General features: G+C 67.7%; 23 protein-coding genes. 15 read left to right on the top strand and 8 right to left on the bottom strand.

Translation table 11 applies throughout. From position 1 onward, the window contains the following. Positions 1–38: 38 nt before the first annotated feature. On the top strand, positions 39–344 hold the full coding sequence (locus I4Q42_RS10320; RefSeq protein WP_198575993.1) for a hypothetical protein: 306 nt from the start codon (positions 39–41) through the stop codon (positions 342–344). 199 nt (positions 345–543) lie between these two features. Continuing rightward, on the top strand, positions 544–729 hold the full coding sequence (locus I4Q42_RS10325; RefSeq protein WP_198575994.1) for a DUF3606 domain-containing protein: 186 nt from the start codon (positions 544–546) through the stop codon (positions 727–729). Positions 730–902: 173 nt separating this feature from the next. Here I4Q42_RS10325 and I4Q42_RS10330 read toward each other — a convergent pair whose 3' ends face one another. The 3 genes from I4Q42_RS10330 to I4Q42_RS10340 form a co-directional block, all read right to left on the bottom strand. Continuing rightward, positions 903–2,159 carry a DUF6880 family protein gene (locus I4Q42_RS10330; RefSeq protein ID WP_198575995.1) on the bottom strand — a complete coding sequence of 419 codons (1,257 nt, stop codon included), beginning with the start codon at positions 2,157–2,159 and terminating at the stop codon, positions 903–905. A gap of 8 nt (positions 2,160–2,167) precedes the next feature. Next, the gene (locus I4Q42_RS10335; RefSeq protein WP_198575996.1) at positions 2,168–2,446 is read right to left on the bottom strand and encodes a hypothetical protein; all 279 of its coding nucleotides are present in this window, start codon (positions 2,444–2,446) and stop codon (positions 2,168–2,170) included. Between the two features lie 205 nt (positions 2,447–2,651). Beyond that, positions 2,652–2,933, bottom strand: coding sequence for a hypothetical protein (locus I4Q42_RS10340; RefSeq protein ID WP_198575997.1), 282 nt, complete (start codon positions 2,931–2,933; stop codon positions 2,652–2,654). Between I4Q42_RS10340 and I4Q42_RS10345 the strand changes: the two genes are divergently transcribed. The 4 genes from I4Q42_RS10345 (at position 2,917) to I4Q42_RS10360 (ending at position 4,406) form a co-directional block, all read left to right on the top strand. Continuing rightward, the gene (locus I4Q42_RS10345) at positions 2,917–3,228 is read left to right on the top strand and encodes a hypothetical protein (protein WP_198575998.1); all 312 of its coding nucleotides are present in this window, start codon (positions 2,917–2,919) and stop codon (positions 3,226–3,228) included. The two genes, I4Q42_RS10340 and I4Q42_RS10345, sit on opposite strands and share 17 nt — an antisense overlap. A gap of 115 nt (positions 3,229–3,343) precedes the next feature. After that, positions 3,344–3,817, top strand: coding sequence for an Hsp20 family protein (locus I4Q42_RS10350; RefSeq protein ID WP_198575999.1), 474 nt, complete (start codon positions 3,344–3,346; stop codon positions 3,815–3,817). Positions 3,818–3,830: 13 nt separating this feature from the next. After that, on the top strand, positions 3,831–4,094 hold the full coding sequence (locus tag I4Q42_RS10355; RefSeq protein ID WP_198576000.1) for a hypothetical protein: 264 nt from the start codon (positions 3,831–3,833) through the stop codon (positions 4,092–4,094). 60 nt (positions 4,095–4,154) lie between these two features. Beyond that, the gene (locus I4Q42_RS10360; RefSeq protein ID WP_198576001.1) at positions 4,155–4,406 is read left to right on the top strand and encodes a hypothetical protein; all 252 of its coding nucleotides are present in this window, start codon (positions 4,155–4,157) and stop codon (positions 4,404–4,406) included. 65 nt (positions 4,407–4,471) lie between these two features. Here I4Q42_RS10360 and I4Q42_RS10365 read toward each other — a convergent pair whose 3' ends face one another. Then, positions 4,472–4,693, bottom strand: coding sequence for a hypothetical protein (locus I4Q42_RS10365; protein ID WP_198576002.1), 222 nt, complete (start codon positions 4,691–4,693; stop codon positions 4,472–4,474). 315 nt (positions 4,694–5,008) lie between these two features. Here I4Q42_RS10365 and I4Q42_RS10375 point away from each other — a divergent pair, with 315 nt between their 5' ends. The 4 genes from I4Q42_RS10375 (at position 5,009) to I4Q42_RS10390 (ending at position 7,708) form a co-directional block, all read left to right on the top strand. Beyond that, a complete protein-coding gene (locus I4Q42_RS10375; RefSeq protein ID WP_232793031.1) occupies positions 5,009–5,554 on the top strand; it encodes a GFA family protein in 546 nt (181 codons plus the stop codon). Between the two features lie 155 nt (positions 5,555–5,709). Next, entirely contained in the window at positions 5,710–6,315 is a 606-nt protein-coding gene (locus I4Q42_RS10380) for a DUF4142 domain-containing protein (RefSeq protein WP_198576003.1), read from the top strand. Between the two features lie 24 nt (positions 6,316–6,339). Then, positions 6,340–6,738, top strand: coding sequence for a DUF3597 domain-containing protein (locus I4Q42_RS10385; protein ID WP_198576004.1), 399 nt, complete (start codon positions 6,340–6,342; stop codon positions 6,736–6,738). A 73-nt stretch (positions 6,739–6,811) separates the two neighbouring features. Beyond that, positions 6,812–7,708, top strand: coding sequence for an alpha/beta fold hydrolase (locus I4Q42_RS10390; RefSeq protein ID WP_198576005.1), 897 nt, complete (start codon positions 6,812–6,814; stop codon positions 7,706–7,708). A 92-nt stretch (positions 7,709–7,800) separates the two neighbouring features. Here I4Q42_RS10390 and I4Q42_RS10395 read toward each other — a convergent pair whose 3' ends face one another. Both I4Q42_RS10395 and I4Q42_RS10400 read right to left on the bottom strand, forming a co-directional pair. Further along, positions 7,801–8,166 carry a response regulator gene (locus I4Q42_RS10395; RefSeq protein ID WP_198576006.1) on the bottom strand — a complete coding sequence of 122 codons (366 nt, stop codon included), beginning with the start codon at positions 8,164–8,166 and terminating at the stop codon, positions 7,801–7,803. Between the two features lie 206 nt (positions 8,167–8,372). Continuing rightward, positions 8,373–8,669, bottom strand: a complete 297-nt coding sequence (locus I4Q42_RS10400; protein ID WP_198576007.1) for a hypothetical protein — start codon at positions 8,667–8,669, stop codon at positions 8,373–8,375. Positions 8,670–8,817: 148 nt separating this feature from the next. On the opposite strand from I4Q42_RS10400, the gene I4Q42_RS10405 reads away from it, so the two are divergent. The 3 genes from I4Q42_RS10405 to I4Q42_RS10415 all read left to right on the top strand — a co-directional run bounded on the left by I4Q42_RS10405 (position 8,818) and on the right by I4Q42_RS10415 (position 11,252). Continuing rightward, positions 8,818–9,150 carry a VOC family protein gene (locus tag I4Q42_RS10405; RefSeq protein ID WP_198576008.1) on the top strand — a complete coding sequence of 111 codons (333 nt, stop codon included), beginning with the start codon at positions 8,818–8,820 and terminating at the stop codon, positions 9,148–9,150. Between the two features lie 360 nt (positions 9,151–9,510). Then, positions 9,511–10,650: an LLM class flavin-dependent oxidoreductase gene (locus I4Q42_RS10410; protein WP_198576009.1), complete on the top strand. Its 1,140-nt coding sequence runs from the start codon at positions 9,511–9,513 to the stop codon at positions 10,648–10,650. Continuing rightward, positions 10,650–11,252, top strand: a complete 603-nt coding sequence (locus I4Q42_RS10415; RefSeq protein ID WP_198576010.1) for a nitroreductase family protein — start codon at positions 10,650–10,652, stop codon at positions 11,250–11,252. Before I4Q42_RS10410 ends, I4Q42_RS10415 begins: the two co-directional genes overlap by 1 nt. Positions 11,253–11,331: 79 nt before the next feature. On the opposite strand, the gene I4Q42_RS10420 is transcribed toward I4Q42_RS10415, so the two are convergent. Then, positions 11,332–12,315, bottom strand: coding sequence for an amidohydrolase family protein (locus I4Q42_RS10420; protein ID WP_198576011.1), 984 nt, complete (start codon positions 12,313–12,315; stop codon positions 11,332–11,334). 144 nt (positions 12,316–12,459) lie between these two features. Beyond that, entirely contained in the window at positions 12,460–13,425 is a 966-nt protein-coding gene (locus I4Q42_RS10425) for a LysR family transcriptional regulator (protein WP_198576012.1), read from the bottom strand. Between the two features lie 293 nt (positions 13,426–13,718). Here I4Q42_RS10425 and I4Q42_RS10430 point away from each other — a divergent pair, with 293 nt between their 5' ends. Both I4Q42_RS10430 and I4Q42_RS10435 read left to right on the top strand, forming a co-directional pair. Further along, positions 13,719–16,046, top strand: coding sequence for a TonB-dependent receptor (locus I4Q42_RS10430; RefSeq protein ID WP_198576013.1), 2,328 nt, complete (start codon positions 13,719–13,721; stop codon positions 16,044–16,046). Between the two features lie 113 nt (positions 16,047–16,159). Continuing rightward, positions 16,160–17,353, top strand: a complete 1,194-nt coding sequence (locus tag I4Q42_RS10435; protein WP_198576014.1) for an MFS transporter — start codon at positions 16,160–16,162, stop codon at positions 17,351–17,353. Positions 17,354–17,434 lie beyond the last annotated feature (81 nt).

The following is a 17,434-nucleotide window of genomic DNA, read 5'->3' on the forward strand; positions in this document are numbered from 1 at the left end:
CGCAGGGATCCAGTTTCAAGCTTATCCACGCGCTGGCCATGACCGAGCAGCACCCAGCATCCCCAGACACGCCATCCGGGCCGCCATGGCGTCGCGCGGACGCACCCCATGCCGCGCCGCCGCCCGACCCCGCTCATGAGAGCAAGCGGCCGGAGCCATTGTTCCGGCTTGGCGTCGCCTTCTACGTGATGGGAATGGCGACCGGGCTCGCGGGCCTGGCTGTCTTTGGCCGCCTCGTGCCCCTTTCCGGCGATCCCATCCGCGATGGGATACTGCTGTGCCTCGGCGGCTTGATCCTGATGGTCGTGGGCCGGCTTCTGCGCAACAACACGCGTGGCCGGTAGGGAAAGGACGATCGTCTGCGGGCCGATCTTGCGTCGCCGCTGATTGCGATCCTACGAGGACGACATCAAGTCCGCGGGAGAGGTCAAGCCTGCGCCGGACGGCGCCAAGGTCTGGAACTGGCCGCGATCGCCCCTGGCGCGCATGAAGTGGAACCGAACCGCGCCTGCGCCGCTTGGCTCGACAGCAACAGGAGTTTCCATGTCTGACGACAAGACCCGGCCCGGCCCCCAGGACGCCTCACGCATCAGCTTGGGCGAAGACTATGAAGTCGCCTATTGGACCAAGGCCCTGGGCGTCACGCGCCAGCAACTCGAAGAGGCGGTCGGCAAGGTCGGCAACGGCGCCGAAGCGGTCCGGGCGTTCCTGCAGCGCGGCGCGCACTGAGTGCAGTTCGGCCGCCGAGCCCGGGGCCGGCGCAGGCGATGGGCCGCCCTGGCGATCATGGTCCTGGCGATTGACGGGGCGCCGGTCTTCGTCCTGGGCGACGGCGGCCGTCCTGGCGACGGCTTGCCCCTCTGCGCGTCCCGCTGACGGCCAAGCCGGGCACGGGCTTCTCCTCAGATCGCGATGGCGTCCGCTTCCTCCGTCAGGCGTCGGGAGGCCTCGAAGTCCCGGCGCTTGAGCGCCGTCGCCGCGCCCCGCCGCAGCAGGCGATGGGCGGCGCCTTCGAACCGTCGGCGCAGCTTGGCCGCCCACGCTTCGGCCAGGTCCGGGTCGATCTTGGCGTCCTCGTCGCGCTCGAGGATCATGCGGCTGGCCTCGGCGTAGGCTGGCCAGTCCATCAGGACCGCCAGACCGCGTTGGACGTCCCGGTGGGCGGCTGCGTAACTGAGGACCTGTTCTTCGGCCTCGACGTCGTCAAAGCCGTCCAGGCCGCCCACGAACGCCCTGGCGCGAGCCAGATCGAGCGTACGCTGGAAGGACGCCCAGCGCACCGCCTGGGCGGCGGCGGTCTGGCCCGAAGCCTCCAGATAATCGATCCAGGCGCTTTCCCAGTCGAAATCCGGCGCGGCCAGGCGGCCAGACGATCCCTTCGGCATGGGTGCGGCGCGGCGCAGGGCGTGACCGGCGGGTTCGATGTGGCCCGCGGCCAGCCAGCGGCGGGCGATCTCGACAGCCACCGCCGGCGTCTCCAAGGCCGCTTGGCCGTAGGTGGCCCCGTAGGCCTCGACGTCGGCGGCCGCGTCAGCCAGGTGCCGAACGACCTGGATCCAGCCTGGAGCGTGCTGGGCGCGCGCCTGAGCCACGGCCAGGGCAATGGCGGCGGTCTTATTCATCCCGTCGGCGAAGACCGCCGACGTCCATTTGGCCCAGGACAGCGGCGCTGCGGCGGCGGCGTCGATCAGGGCTTGGGCGGCCAGATGCGGGTCATGGGCGGTCAGCAACGACCCAAGATCGCCCGCCGCGCGACGATAGATCGCCTCGAAGGCCTCATCGTGATCGCGCAGGCGGGCGCTGGTCTGGGCGTGCGTCGCCAGAAACCGCCACATCCGTTCCAAGGCCGTGTCGGGCGCCTCCGCGGCCAGGCGGTGGGCGACCAGACCACGCAGCGCGTCGAGATCGCGCAGGAAGGCCGGCTTCTGGCGCCAGGCGACTTGGCCGCGGCTGGTTTCCAGCGCCGCGAGGCGCTTGTCGATTTCCGGAACCAGGTGGGCGGGTCCCAAGCCCGCAGCCAACTCCATGCGCAGGCGACGCTTCAGATCGACGCGGGTGTCGGCGACTTCGACAAGGATTTCGGCGAGGCGATCCGCGCCCAGGCCTCGCAGGTTTTGGGCGGTGACCCTCTTGAGGCTGGCGGCGCTGGGCTTGGCCATGGGGGCGCCTAGGATCGACCGGCGAGCAGGGCGATGACTTCGAGCCGAGCGCACGCGGCGGTGTGCGCCAGGGCCGTGTCAGCCGACTGGGCGTAGTCGATCTGAAACGCCGTCAAGGCGGAACGCAGCGCCATGCAGAATGGCACCCGATAGCGCGTCGACACAAAACCGGCCTCGGCCGCCAGATCGTCGAACAGGAACCGCGCATGGTCGGCAGGTCCGCCGATCATCGCGTTGAGCCGGGCGATCTCGGTGTTGAATTGCGTGTGAACGGCCCTGATCGTCATCGGCTTCGGCGGCTGCGCGGGCCATGGCGACCCCAGGGCCTAGGGAACGAGCCGGGCAGGCAAAGCGATCCGTGGAGCGCGGCGTCGGATCGTCTTGCTGGCGCCGATTGGCCAGCCGGCGAGGCGCATCCGGCAAAAAGCGGCGCCGCGCCGGCCACGCCCGATGTTGGCCGCGGTTTCGACAGACAGGCTCTGTCATACCCCTTCAGTTGATCGCCGCGCCCCATATCAGGCCGACGACCGCCACCACTCCTAAGGAAAACGCGATGCGCGCCGCGCGACTGCGGACGCGCCAGGCGAAAACTTCACAGGCCAGGCCGCCGCCTATGAGCAGGATCGCGGCCGCTGCGAAGTCCAGAGCGGTCCAATGGACCTCAGGCGTCAACCGCATCGCGATGGCCGGCGCGGTCAAGGCGACGGCGACGAGGGTCCAGGCAAGGGGACGGGCCAACGCCCATAGGCGATCCGACATGGCTGAACGGGTCATCATCATACCTCCAGATGTCCGGGCCACAGGAAGCACGATCATCGTGCAGGCAGGATGCAGATTGCGTCAAATCGCCGATGACCCCCGCGAGACATCGGAACCGGCCGTCTCGGCGAGCGCCCGTCTCTTCCAGATCCGATGCGCGCCGGTGATACAGTCATCGATCATCGGTCCGATGGATAGGCGAAGCGATTCGGACACGCGACCCAAGTCCAGCGTGGTGTTCGCGCCGATGAACACCGCTCTTGGCCGCAAGGATGCCTGGCTTCGAAAAAATGTGCTTGCGGGTGCTTGACGAGGCATCGGCCCGTCTTAAATTCCCGTCGTGCCGAACGCCTTAGGGGTTCGGTTCTGGGGCGCCGAGCGCTTCGGGCGCCCCTCATGTCCAACTTGCTTGCGAGGAGATGGAAATGAGCACTGCCTTCGACCTTTCCCCCCTTTATCGTTCGATGATCGGCGTTGATCGGATGGCCGACCGCGTCGCATCGGCGTTGAGCAGCCCCGTCGACGCCAGCTATCCGCCCTTCGACGTGGAGAAAACTGGCCCGGACAGCTACCGCGTCACCATCGCCGCCGCGGGCTTTGCGCCGACGGACCTCGAAGTCGTCGCCCAGCCCAACCTGCTGGTCATTTCCGGCAAGAAGCCCAAGGCCGAGGAGGGCGAGCGCAACTTCCTGCATCGGGGCGTGGCCATGCGGGGCTTCGAGCGTCGTTTCGAACTGGCCGACCACGTGGTGGTCCGTTCCGCCAGCCACGCCGACGGCCTGCTGACCATCGACCTGCAACACGAGGTCCCCGAGGCGCTGAAGCCCCGGCGCATCGAGATCGACCAAGCCGACCAGCAACGTCTTGCCGGGCCCGACGCGGCTCGCAAGGCGGCCTAAGCGGGAGGCGGCCATGCTCGCCCATCTTGAAGGCGCTAGGCGTCCTGGTCCCTGGCCGTGCAGGCCGGCCGTGGGATTTCTCCATCCGCTTGAAGTGGTCAAGGACCAGGACCTGGACGCCAGCGCCAAGCGCGAGATCTTGGCGGCCTGGGCGTCGGATGCGAGCAGCGTGGAAGACCATCCCACCCAACGCTGGCTGCTGGGGACGCTCGCGCCGGTGCCGTTGAGCGAAGTGCTTGCGGCGTTGCGGCGCCTCGACGCCAAGGCCGCTTCGTGACCTTGAGGCGGCCGGTCGCTGACCGGCCGCCACTGTCGATCATCTGAGTTTGGAGTTTGCATGCCGACGGTGATTTCGGTCGCCCCGGAGGGCCCGGCCTGGGCGGTGCGCTGTGCGGCCCTCTTCGATAACGTCATCATCCACAAGAGCGGGGGCAGGGCGGAAGCGGCCGCGCGCGGCTTGGCCGAGCGGCTCAGCCAGGCGGGCGTAGATTGCCTGCTGGAAGTGCGACTGAGGGATGGGGCGCTGGCCGGGCGGTTCGTCGCTCCGGCCCGGTCGGCGACCATGAACGCGCTGGGCCAGGCCGCCTAGGGCAACCGGCGACGCTGGCCAGCAGGGCGCGTTCGATTGCAGGGCCGGCGGCCCGCGCTCCCTGGCTATCGGGGCAGGATGCGCGTGGCCAGGGGGGGGCGGCGGGCGACGGAGGTCGCCGTCCACACCAGCACGGCCGTGGAAAGCAGGACGCCCGTCACCAGCCCGCCGATGGCCAGGATGCCCTTTGGGGTCAGCCGCACCTCGGCCCGGAATCCGACGGGTCCGCCTTTGAACTCGAGCGTGGCGGTCTGGTCTCCGTTGGCGGCGCTCGCGGCGTCGATCATGGGGCCTCCTTGGTGATGTGAAAAATGCCATCGGCGCCTAGGCGGTTCCGCGAGCTCCAACTGGGCGCCTTATGCTGCTGGACCATCCGCTATTTAGGTTCAGGGCGCTCGCCATGGGCGTTGGAGAGCTCTTGGGCGACAAGATGAGATCGGCGCCCGACCGGACGGTTTTTCTCGGCCTCCTGGCCCGGGTGATGAGCGCCGGGATCGCCGGCGGCGCCCTGGCGCCCCGGGGCAAGGAAAAGATCGGCGCGGCGGTGCGGTCGCGACCGCCGTCCCCTGGCCTACCTCACGCTGGCCGGCCCCAAGCGCGCCATGGCCAGGTTTGGGCAGACGCCCAGTCTGGTCGAGGGCGCGCTGGTCGTCGCCGGGCGCACAGGCTTGGCGACGCTGGCCCTTTTCCTCGCGGTCGTGAGGCGCCAACGCGACGGGTTGGGCGTTGGACACGACATGTCAGAGCCTTTCCTCCGCGCGGGCGGTTGCGCCTGTGGCGCGGTTCGCTTCACCACCACGGGCCGCCCCAGGCGCGGGGGCCTTTGCCACTGCCTGACCTGCCGCAAGGCCCATGCCTCGGCTTTCAATCCGTTCGTCGTGTTCGCGCCCGCCAGCGTGGAGGTGGTCGGCAAGGTCACGGCGTGGGAGAGCTCGCTCGGCTATCTGCGCTACTTCTGCGGCCTGTGTGGCGCGCGGGTGTTCGCCGAGAATCGTGACGAAAGCGGCGACACGGAGTACGAGCTGTCCCTAGGCAGCTTCGATGAGCCGGGCTGGTTCACGCCCGAGTACGAAAGCTGGACGATCCGCCGCGAGCCCTGGCTCAGGCCGATGGACGTTCCGCAGAACCGGCGCGAGCGGCGCGACTGACCATGTTCGCCCGATGCGCCTGCGAGGCTGCTCGCAGAGCCGGTCGCCTCGAGCGGCCCAGCAGATAAGGGGGGTGGTTTGCGGCCCTTGGCCAAGGAACGTTGCTGGCTCCCGCGCCGTTCAAGCCACGTTCCAATTCCTCGGAGAGACGCCTCATGGCCCGACACACTCTTCTGGCGGTCGCCGCGCTTTCGGCCCTGTCGCTCGTCGCCTGCCAAAAAAAGGACGCCGCGCCGGCCGCGACCGATCCGGGCACGTCCAACGCCACCGTGAACGCCGCCCAGGACGCGACTTCGACGGCGGTCGGCGTGGCGTCGGCGGTGACCGGGCCGGTTTCCACTGACGCCTTCGTGGCCAACGCCGCGATCAGCGACATGTATGAGATCCAGGCGGGCCAGATCGCTCAGACCAAGGGCCAGTCGGCGGCGGTAAAGGCGTTCGGCAAGCAGATGGTCACCGATCACACCGCGCTTTCCAACGCCATGAAGCCGCTGATCATCGCCGCCGGCAAGACCGCGCCCACGGGCCTGGACGAGCGTCGCAAGGGCTTGATTGACAACCTCAACGCCGCCACGCCCGCCGATTTCGACAAGGCCTACATCGCCCAGCAGGAAGCCGCCCATAACGAGGCCCTGACCCTGATGCAGGGCTATGCCGACCATGGAGACGACGCGGGCCTGAAGGGCGGCGCCGCGAAAGCCCTCCCCAAGATCAAGGCGCACCTCGAACACGTCCAGGCCCTGGCCTCGGGCGCTCATTGATCCTCATCTGATAAGGAGCGCCGGATGAGTTTCTTTTCCAAGATCGTCGACAGGATCTTCCACCACGACAAGGCTGAGCGCGCCGCGCCGGCGCCGCAGGCCGCGCCGGCCGCAACCGCGCCGCCAGCCACACCCGCGGCGACTGCGCCGGTCCCCGCGCCTGGCCCGGTCGACGTCGAGGCCGTCCTAGTGTCCATGGCCGAGATCGAAGGCGGCGGCGGCAACTGGCGCACGTCGATCGTCGATCTGCTGAAGCTTCTAAAGCTGGATTCCAGCCTGGACGCCCGAAAGGGGCTGGCCGATGAACTGGGCGTGCATGCCGGTGAGCCCGGCAGCGCTGAACAGAACATCGCGTTGCACAAGGCCGTGATGAGAAAGCTAGCGGAAAACGGCGGCCAAGTCCCCGAAAGCCTTTATCGATGAGCCCGCGCGCCGGTCCGTCCGCGGGCCGGCGCGACCGCGCCCGCGCCGGCCAGGGCTCCGTGGGGTCTGAATCATGACGCCCCAAGCGGCCGCCGTCGGCGTCGCCGGGGGGCTCCTTTCGCGACATGGCCGCCCTTACGCGCGCCGGTTCGTCGAGGTCGATGGCGGCCCGATCGCCTATGTCGAACTCGGCGGCGGCGAGCGTGTGGTCGTGCTCGTGCATGGGGTCCTGACCGCCGCGGACGACATGCTGCTGGCGCTGGCGCACGCCCTGGTCGATTGCCGGATCATCGCCTTCGACCGGCCAGGCTTTGGTCAGAGCCCCAGGCGCACCGCAGCGGATAGCGGCGTCCTGCGCCAGGCTCGGCGACTGACCCAGGCGCTTGATCGCCTTGACGTCGCCTCCGCTGTTCTAGTTGGGCACTCCTTCGGAGGCCCCGTCGCCCTGGCCATGGCCATGGCCGCGCCTGATCGCGTGGCCGGGCTCGTTTTGCTGGCCCCGCTCGTGATGCCCGAACCGCGATTGGAGCAACTTGTGTTCGGACCCCGCGGGCTGCCGGTGCTGGGCGGTTGGATCTCCGGCTGGTCACACCAAGCCGTAGATAAAGCTCTCCTGCCGCTGCTCTGGCGGGCGATGTTCCTCCCGCAGAGCATGCCTGCGCGCGTCGAGGACGCCTTTCCGTTCAGTTGGGCGGGGGACCCCGGCGCGACGCGCCGGGTGGGTGAGGACAGCCTTTCGGTCGGGCCCGATCTGCTGGCCCTGCTGGCGCGCGCGCCGATGCTGCAGACACGCCTGCATGTCCTTGGCGGATCGGCCGATCTCGTCGTCAATAATCTGCTGCACGGCCAGATGCTGGCGGCGCTCGCGCCCAATGGGCAGTTCAGCCTTGTGACGGGCGTCGGCCACATGATCCACCATGCGCGGCCGGGGGCCGTCGCGGCCGCGATCGAGGCGTATACGGCGCCCTAGCGACAACGGCGGCTTAGGTGTTTCGGCGAAAGGCGAGGTCCACCGAAGATCTTGTTGTCGCGTCCGCGGTCCCCTGCTCGATGTCTCGAACGTCACCTGGCGTCGGGTAAGAGCGTCACGGCGTCGGTCATATGCTGGAGGCTGTATGGCTTTTGCAAATACCTGCCGTTGACGGGCAACGGCTCCGCTAGCCCAGCTCCCGACGTGATGACCAGGCGGATCGCCGGCCACTGCCGGTGAACTAGACGCGCCAAGCCGAGGCCGTCGAAAGGTCCAGGCATATCGATGTCGGTGAACACCACGCCAACGTCAGAGCGACCGCGGAGCACCTCCATGGCTTCCTGAGCGTTGGCGGCTTGCAAGACGGCGGCGCCGACCTCTTCCAGGGCCGCCAGAGCTAGCTCCCGGACGAGCGGTTCGTCCTCGACGATCAAGACGACAGGGATGCGGGCGGCCATGCAGATCAAACCGCGTGCTGCTTACGTCTGTTCCGGCGCGAAACGTTGTTTTTCAGAGGGTTGTAGGGCGCCGCCGGACTCTGGCCCAAGGCTCGACGCCGAGCTGACGGCCCTGCTGGCCGAGCCCTGATCCAGGCTGGAGGGGCGCCAGGTCTCGCGTCGGCAAATGGATCCTTCCACCGCCTTTTTGGACGATGACTTGCGTCCTATGCCTTCCGCGCTCCGGTGAGGGGGGACGTCCCCAGGGTGCTCGTAACGGCGCCGCTGATAGTGTCACCGCTTACGGAAGCTTCGAATTTCAGCGTCATCGGCATGGGGATCATGGGCTGGAGGATCCAGGTCAGCTTTTCTCCATCGACCAGGCCTTCCTTGAGGGGCGTGGAGCCGAACTGATTCAACAGTTCGCCGCTCAGGGTCTGACCGTCCGTCGCCAAGCTCAGAACCGATTTCTGCACCCCCATGGGCGTGTCCACGGCGATATCCCACTGACCGGCGATCGACATTCAAACTCTCCATTCCGTCGGCCCCCTGGGTACGCCGCAGGCTTGCCCTGTCGGCAATGAAATCGGCTGATGGCGCCATAAGCCCAACCTATTTGGCGGCGCCCCGCGACCCGGCTCAGCTTGAGCGCCCGTAAGCTCCGGAGGCGCCATGGCCGTTCAGAACATCATTCCCGTCCTCGCCACGACAGATTTGGCCAAGGCCGTCGACCTATGGACCGCGCTGCTGGGCGCCAAGCCGACCTTTGTCGATGGCGACCGGTGGGCGCAGTTCGATGTGGCGGGAAAGCGTCTGGCCTTGGCGGGATCGGACCGGATGAGCGACGTCGACGGGGTCATGATCAAGGTCGATGATCTCGACGCGGCTGTCGCGCGGCTGCTCGCGATGGGGTTCGAGGTCGATCCGATCGAACGGGGCGCGCACGAGCGGCGGTGCCTGGTCTTGGTCCAAGGCGCGTCGGTCGTGCTCTACGGGCCGCTGTGATTGGCCCCGTCGTTTATGCGGCTATTGGCCGATTTCATTCGGTCCAGGCCCCTTCGGCGACCTAGCTTGTTCCTAACGACAACAGAACGACTGGCGCGGGCGTCGAGCTGCCTCCCCGGCTTGACGCCGCCTTCGTCGTCTGGCGACGCCACCCCTGATCGGAAGATCTAGGTTCTACTCGAGGGCGCCGTTTCGGGGGGAACGGCGCCCTTCCTCTTTTGATGCGTCATCGGCTCAGGCCGGAGACATTGGCTCGGTTTATGACCCCATTACCCGAAGCAATTTCCGCCCGGGGCGCCCGACCGTTAAGCCGCCAAGGTGATGGCCGCACGGCCAATAAGCGTCCTCGGGGAGGTACTGATGTATGTTTCGGTGTTTATGGGTCCGTTCGCGCGCGGGCCCGGCGAGGACATTCCGCTGATCGATCTGTGCCTGGAGCAGGCGGCCCAGGCCGACAAGGCCGGCTTCGCCATGGTCACTTTCGGCGAGCAGCACTTCAACAACTACGAACCCTACTGCAATCCGTTCATGATGGGCGCGCGTCTCGCGCCGGAATTGAAGCGGGCCTATTTCGGCACCACGATCTGCCCCTTGCCGCTGCAGAACCCGCTGCGCCTGGCCGAGAACGCCAACATCCTGGACGTTCTGATGCGCGGAAAGTTCATCCTGGGCCTGTCGGCCGGCCGCGTCGGCTTCACGCCTGATTTCGAAAACTTCGGCCTCGACCCCAAGGACCGCGACCAGATCTTCGCCACCAAGTACGACGCCCTCAAGCAGATCTGGGCTCACAAGTACGGCGATCCGCCGCTGGCCTTCGATACGCCGTGGTTCAAGGGCCAGCTCTTTGGCCGGATGATGCCGATGAGCTTCCGGACGGGCCGTCCGCTGCACGCCATCGGCACCAACACCGACGCGACGATCAAGCTGATCGCGGCCAGCGGCACGCCGGTGTTCCTGGGGCCGTGCCAATTGAAGGATGCGGCGCGCAAGTTCGCCCTCTACCGCCAGGCCGCCGCCGAGGCCGGCTATGACGCGGCGACCATCGAGGATCTGATCAACCGCTCGATCGTCCTGCACCACGTGATCGTCGGCGAGACCGACGCCGAGGCCTGGGAGCGGACCGAGATCATGATGGGCATGAACCCGCTGATGAACCGCCGCGACGATAGCCGCTCGCTGCGCCAGATCAGCGAGGCTGACGAGACCGATCCGAATCTCAGCGAGGTCGAGCGCAAGAACACCGAATATGTGAAGAGCTGGGTCATCGCCGGCTCGCCCGAGACCGTGGCGCGCCAGATCCTCGCGCATGGCGAAGCGGGCGTGCCGCACGTCCATACCCGCTTCACGGTCGGCGCCTACAACCCCGATCACATCCGCGCCTCCTTCACGCTGTTCAATGAAGAGGTGATGCCGCGGCTGTCGCCCAAGCAGTTCGCCGCGCCGACGGGCGAAGGCGTTCGCGAAGAGTACCGCGCCGCCGTGGCCGGCGAGGTCGCCTGATGGCCGTCGGGGATCACCGACGTGCCGATCATCCGATCGATCCGCAGTTCCTGGAGCGTTGGTCGCCGCGCGCCTTCAGCGATGCGCCCCTGTCGCCGGACCAACTCCTCATCCTGTTGGAGGCCGCCCGCTGGGCGCCATCGGCGTTCAACAGCCAGCCCTGGCGGTTCGTCTACGCCTTCCGCGACGGGCCCGGCTGGCCGGCGCTGCTGGACGCGCTGGTGCCGTTCAACCGCCAATGGGCGGGCCGGGCGGGAGCGCTTGTGGCGGTCGCCTCGAAGACGACGATGCTGCGTCCAGGCCAGTCCGCGGCCGAGCCGTCCCACAGCCATTCCTTCGACGCCGGCGCGGCCTGGGGCTATCTGGCCCTCCAGGCCGCCCGGCTAGGCCTGGCCGCCCACGCCATGACCGGCGTCGATTTCCAGGCCGCCGGCTCGGCCATCGGGCTTCCGGCCGACCATCGACTGGAAGCGGTCGTGGCGATCGGCGCCGCGGGCGAGGCTCAGGACCTGCCGGACTTCCTGCAGGCCCGCGAGGCACCAAGCCCGCGCGCGCCGCTGGCGACCTTCGCGTTCGAGACCCGTTTTCCTCCGGACGAATAGGAAGGGGGCTGGGACAACCCGGAACTGAAAAAGGCCCCGCGAAGCTCGCGGGGCCTTTCTTGTTGTCGGTCCCGCCGGTTCAGAACGGTTTCAGCTGCAGCAGCTTCTGGGCGTTCTCGTCGAGGATGGCGGTCTTTTCGGCGTCGGTCAGGTAGGGGTCGTTCTTGATGTAGGCGACCGCTTCGGTCAGCGAGGCGAAGATTTCGTCCGAGCCCAGCACCAGGCGATCGACCCCGTAGCTTTCCTTGACCAGCAGCATGGCGTGAGGAACATCCTGCACCGAGGTGTCGTACCAGAACCTCTTGTAGGCGCTCATCGGGTCGGCATGGTCCAGCGGCAGCTTCTTGACCCAGCCGAAGAAGCCAGCGCCGACCGCGTCGGTGGCGGTCATGTCCAGACCCCGGCGCAGGTTCTTCTCCAGCCGCGACCACATGAACGGCAGGTAGCCGCCGCAGACGGCGAACACGAACTTGATGTTGGGGTAGCGAGACTGGACGCCCGAATAGATCAGCCGCGTGGCGGCCGTCGAGGTCTGCAGCGGGCTGCCATAGGCGGTGTGCAGCCCATACTCCTTGAGGCCGAAGTGGCAACACGAGTGCTGGCCGACCGGGTGGACGTAGGCGACGGCCGAGCGCTTGTCGAGTTCGGCCCAGAAAGGCTCGAAGTCGGGATCGTCCAGGGGCCGCCCCTGGTAGAAGCAGGGGAAGGCCAGGCCCGCGAACTTCAGCTCGTCCAGGCAGTAGATCGCTTCTTTGATGGCCTCGTCGACATAGGGCAGGGGCAGCCAGCCGAACGATCGGAAGCGGCCGTTGTGCTCGATCTCTAGCGCCTTGTAGCGGTCGTTGATGTAGCGGGCGGCCTTGGCGGCCTTCTCCGGATCCGGAATCTGGGTGTCCAGGCCCACCGCGCTCAGGACCTGGGCGTCGACCTGGTTCTCGTCCAGCGTGGCCAGGCGACGCGAGACGTCCGCGGCCTGTCCGAAGCCGCGCACCGGCAGGCCCAGATCGGCGAGATACTCGACGTAGTCGGTGGGAAAGAAGTGGGCGTGGACGTCGATGCGCATGGTTTCCTCCGGCGCGGACGCCGCAACGCCGCGCCATCATGTTTCTGATTGAGCGTCTGGCGCGCAGCCAGGAAGCCGAGCCGTTCTAGGAGGGGGAAAAGCAGGCGGACCAATGAATAAGGGGCATGCCCCCATCAGCCGTTTTCATCGTCCCGTGTCATCGTCCGGGACAGGCGGCATGGCCGCCGCGGCGGCCTTCAACTGGTCGAGCAGCCAGGCCAGGGCTGGCTCGCCGGTCCGATACGGCTGCCACTGGGCGACGAAGGTCATGACCGGGGTGGGGGCGGGGATCGGGAAGCAACGCAGCGGCAGGGTCTCGGCGCTGGCGCGGGCGAACCGGGCGGGCATCGTCACCAGCAGATCGGTGCCGATGATCACCTGCGGCAGGGCCGACAGGGTGCTGGTGCGGACCGTGACCTTGCGCTGGCGGGCGATCTCGCCGAACGCGGTCTCGGCCTGGCCGCTGGTGGCCACGTTCATCCGCTGCGTGGCGCCCGGACCCATCGAGGCGTGGGAGGCGTGATTGAGCGAGAAGAACTGCTCGCGGGTAATCTCGTCGGCCTTGCCGACCACCGAATTGCCCTCCCAGGCCACGCACAGGAAGGTGTCGGAAAACAAGGGTTCGCGGGGGAATCGATCCGAGGCGAAGGCTTCGGCGACGATGGCCACGTCGACATCGTCGCGAAACAGCGTCTCGACCGACTCGTAGTTGAACGGCTTGACGATGGTGGTGACGCGCGGCGCATCGCGAGCGATGCGGCCCAGGACGTCCTTCATGTAGGTCAGTTCGAGAATGTCGGTCGTCACCAGCCGGAAGGTCTGGTCGGTGGTGGCCGGGTCGAAGTCGAGCGTCAGCCTCAGGGCGTCGCGGGCGGTCTGGATGAGCTCCTTCACACGCGGCCGCAAGGCGACGCCCAGCGTGGTCAAGGTCGTCTCGCCGCCCGAATAGACCACCAGCTCGTCGTTGTAGTGCTGGCGCAGCTTCTTGAGCGCCACGCTCATCGCCGGCTGGGTCAGGTACACCGACTTGGCCGCCTCGGTGACGCTTCGGGCGTTCAACACCGCATCGAGGGCAACGAACAGGTTGAGGTTGAACCGGTCCAGATGCATCGACGCTACGCTCCCCGCTCCCGGTCGAACCGCCGGGCGACCCAGGGTTTCCTGTAAGCTCGCGCTTCGCAAGCGTCCTTGCGCCCCGGCAAGCCGACACTTCGGTTTATAGCCCCATAAAACCGTTTGATTTGTGTAGGGCCGCGACTGCTGAAACCTTCCCCAGCAAGCAGTTGCCGTCCGACGCCGCCATCACGCGGAGCGGACGAGCAGCCGGATGGCCCCTCCGCCGGGGAGAGGCCGTCACGTCGAAGGGCGCCGAAGGGCGCACCAGCTGCATCAGGGGGAGACACATGTCGCTGCGTTCCAGAATACTCGTCTGCACGGCCATGGCCGCCGTGCTCGCACCCGCCATCGGTCATGCGCAAGCCGCGTCCACGCCGGCAGAGCCCGACGTGATCGGCGAGGTGGTCGTCACCGCGCAAAAGCGCGCCGGCCTGGTGCAGGACATCCCTATCGCGATCTCCACCGCCGACGGCGAGACGCTGCAGCGGGCCGGGGTGAGCAACGTCACCCAGATCAACAAGCTGATGCCCAGCGTCCAGATCCAGGACAACGGCGGCGGCGGGGCCAACCTCTATATCCGCGGCGTGGGCGCGGGGGTCCGCAACGCCTTCGGCGATCCGGCCAACGCGTTCAGCCTGGACGGCGTCTATTTCTCGCGTCCGGTCGGTCCCAGCAACGTGCTGTTCGACGTCCAGCGCATCGAAGTGCTCAAAGGCCCGCAAGGCACGCTCTATGGCCGCAACGCCACCGGCGGCGCGTTCAACGTCATCAGCAATCGCCCAGGCCACGAGTTCGGCGGTTCCGTTTCGGCCGAGCTCGGAAACTACAACCTTCGTGAGTTCAATGGCGCGGTGAACCTGCCGGTGGCCGACAAGCTGGCCCTGCGGGCGGCCTTCCGCTCGCTGCGCCGCGACGGCTATGCGGACGACGGCTATGATGACGCCAAGGGCGACTCCTTCCGCATCAGCGCGCTGTTCGAGCCGAGCGACACGGTCTCGCTCTTCCTGTCGGCCGACTACGCCACCCAAGGCGGCATGGGCTCGGCCAATGTGCCCGTCGGTATCGGCGACGTAAGGTCGGGGCCGTCCAGCCCGGCCAACGTCGCCCTGGTCCAGAGCATCGTCGCCGCCAAGAACACGGCCTCCGGCCTGGTCAACGCACCGTTCGGCAAGCTCTGCACGGCGGTGTCGACCGCTCAGGGCGTGAGCCCGTTGTGCGCCAATCCCTACGGCGTGCCCGGCGTCGGCAAGGACGGCTATGTCGACAACACCGTCAGCGGCGCGATGGCGACGCTCGACGTCGATCTGGGGTTCGCGGCCTGGACCACCATCGCCGGTTACCGCGGCACCGACGCCGACACGCGGTTCTATCTTGGCCCGGTGTCCCAGACGGCCGCATCGAAGGCCGATCAGACCTCGCTGGAAAGCCGCCTGGCCTCGAAGGGGAAGGGGCCGCTGGAATGGCTGGTCGGCGGCTTCTATCTCAAGGAAGACCAGAGCTACCGCGGCTACATCGACTCCAACGACCGCGCGCTCGCCGGCAGCTGTCTGTCGCCCGTGGTCGCGGGGACCTGCACGGCCCTGGTGGTCGCTGTTCAAAACAGCTTCTCGATCAACTGGCCCGACGTCAGCGACGAGACCTGGGCGCTGTTTGGCCAAGCCACCTACGCCTGGACCGAAAACCTCCGCGTCACGCTGGGCGTGCGCCGCACCAATGAAGACAAGTCCAGTCTCGCCGGCACGGTCACGACCAACCTGACCACCCCTGGCGGGGCGACGACCAGCAGCTACGCCTCGGTGGGCTCGGTCAGTCTCAAGTCGACGGACTACCGCGCGGGGCTGGACTACGACGTGGCCAAGGACTCGCTGCTCTACGCCAATGTCAGCACCGGCACGCACGCCGGCGGCCTCAACAGCGGCACGGCCGGGATCCTCCCCTCGACCTACGAGCCCGAGAAGCTGACGGCCTATGCGCTGGGATCGAAGAACCGCTTCTTCGATCGCAAGCTGCTCCTGAACGTCGAGGCCTTCTACTGGGACTACAAGGATCTGCAGGTCCAGGGCCTGGGCCTGATCAACACCGGTCCGACCACCACCACGGTCGCACTGCGCACCAACAACGCCGGCAAGGCCCACATCGCCGGCGTCGAGGCCGAGTTCGAGTGGCGGGTCGTGCGTGGCGGATCGCTCGGCGGCACGGTCCTTTGGACCGACAGCGAGTACGAGCAGTTCGACGTGCCGGGCATCACGGGGGCGACCTCCGCAGCCGGGTTACGCGTGCTCGGCGTGCCTGAGTGGACCGTCAATCTCGCCTACGAGCAGCGCTGGGACGTGGCCGGCGGGCAGTTGATCGGCGCGGTGCGCACCAAGTTCCAGGGCGATGCGTGGATGTACTACACGCGCGAGCCGGCCAACTTCCAGGAAGCCTACGCCCTGACCGACCTCGACCTGACCTGGCGCTCGCCGAGGGGCTGGAGCGTCACCGGCTATGTGCGCAACATCGAGGACAAGGACGTCCTCCTGCAGGGCTACGCGCCCAGCCAGGAAACCGGCCTGGTCTGGGCGCCGTACCAGCCGCCGCGAACCTACGGCGTGATCCTGCGCGCCCAGTTCTAGTCGTGATGTAATCGTGGCGCGCGGAGCCTAACGCTCCGCGCGCCCTTGGCTTATCTGGCGTCCGGCGTGACCATGCCGCCGCCAAGGGGGATGGAATGGGTACGAGTGTCGATTTGAACGCTGGTCGTCGACCGGGGACGGCGCAGGGCGTCGCCCTGCTGGCCGCGACGGTGCTGCCGATCATGGGAGTGGTGTCGCTGGCGCCGGTGCTGCCGCGCCTGCTGGAGGTGTTCGGCGACCAGCCCAACGTCCACATCCTGGTGCCCGTGGCGCTGACCGCGCCTGGCCTCTGCATCGCCCTGCTGTCGCCCGTAGCCGGCGTGCTGACCGACTGGTTGGGGCGGCGAACCCTGCTGCTGGCGGGGCTGGGTCTCTATCTGGTCTGCGGTCTGCTGCCGTTCTTCCTGTCGACCCTGCCGCAACTGATCGCCAGCCGGGTGGGACTGGGCGTCGCCGAGGCGATCATCATGACCGGCACCACGACGCTGATGAGCGACTATTTCACCGACGGCGAACGGCAGAGGTGGGTGGCCATCCAGGGCGGCCTGGGCTCCTTGGCCGGGTCCGTCCTGTTCGTGGCGGGCGGCGCGCTCGGCGCGATCGGTTGGCGCTGGCCGTTCGCCCTCTACGGGCTGGCCCTGCCGATCATGATCGCCGTCGCGGCGGTGATCTGGGAGCCCAAGCGCCGGCAGGTCCTCGACGTCGCGCGCGACGCGGCCAAGGCTCCGTTTCCTGGCCGCGCCATGGCGGTGCTCGCCCTGACCACGGTGCTGTGCGCCGTGGTGTTCTATCTGGCCGTGATCCAGCTAGGGCTCGTCCTTCAGGGCATCGGCGTCACCTCGCCGGCGACCATCGGGGCCGTCACCGCGCTGGGCAGCCTGGGCGTGCCGATCGGGGCGTTCGTCTACAGCCGGCTGGGACGGTGGTCTCTCGGCAAGCTGTTGGCCCTGGCCCTGGTCTGCACGGGCGCGGGCCTGGTGGGTCTGGGCTTTTCCAAGAGCGTTCCGGCCGTCTTCGCCGCGACGGCCCTCAATCAGTTCGGTTGTGGGATCCTGCTGCCCACCCTGATCCTCTGGGCCATGAACACCGCATCGCTGCGCTGGCGAGGGCGCGTTATCGGCTTGTGGAACGGATCGTTCTTCATCGGACAGTTCCTGAGCCCGGTCAGCGCCGCCCTGATCGCCAAGGGCGCGGGCCTTCCCACGACCCTGGCGCTGTTTGGCGGCCTGACGGTTCTCGGCGCGATCCTGGCCTTCGCGCTTGGCCGGCGAACGGTGATGGTCGGCGCGCATCCCAAACCGATCTAGGCGCGACCGCCACGGCTTGATGGAGCGGCGGCGTTCTCAACGGAACGCCGCCGCTCTTGGATTTGTGTCGTGGGCGGGTTC

Origin of the sequence: Caulobacter hibisci, assembly GCF_016135805.1 — a bacterium.
Lineage (GTDB): Bacteria > Pseudomonadota > Alphaproteobacteria > Caulobacterales > Caulobacteraceae > Caulobacter > Caulobacter hibisci.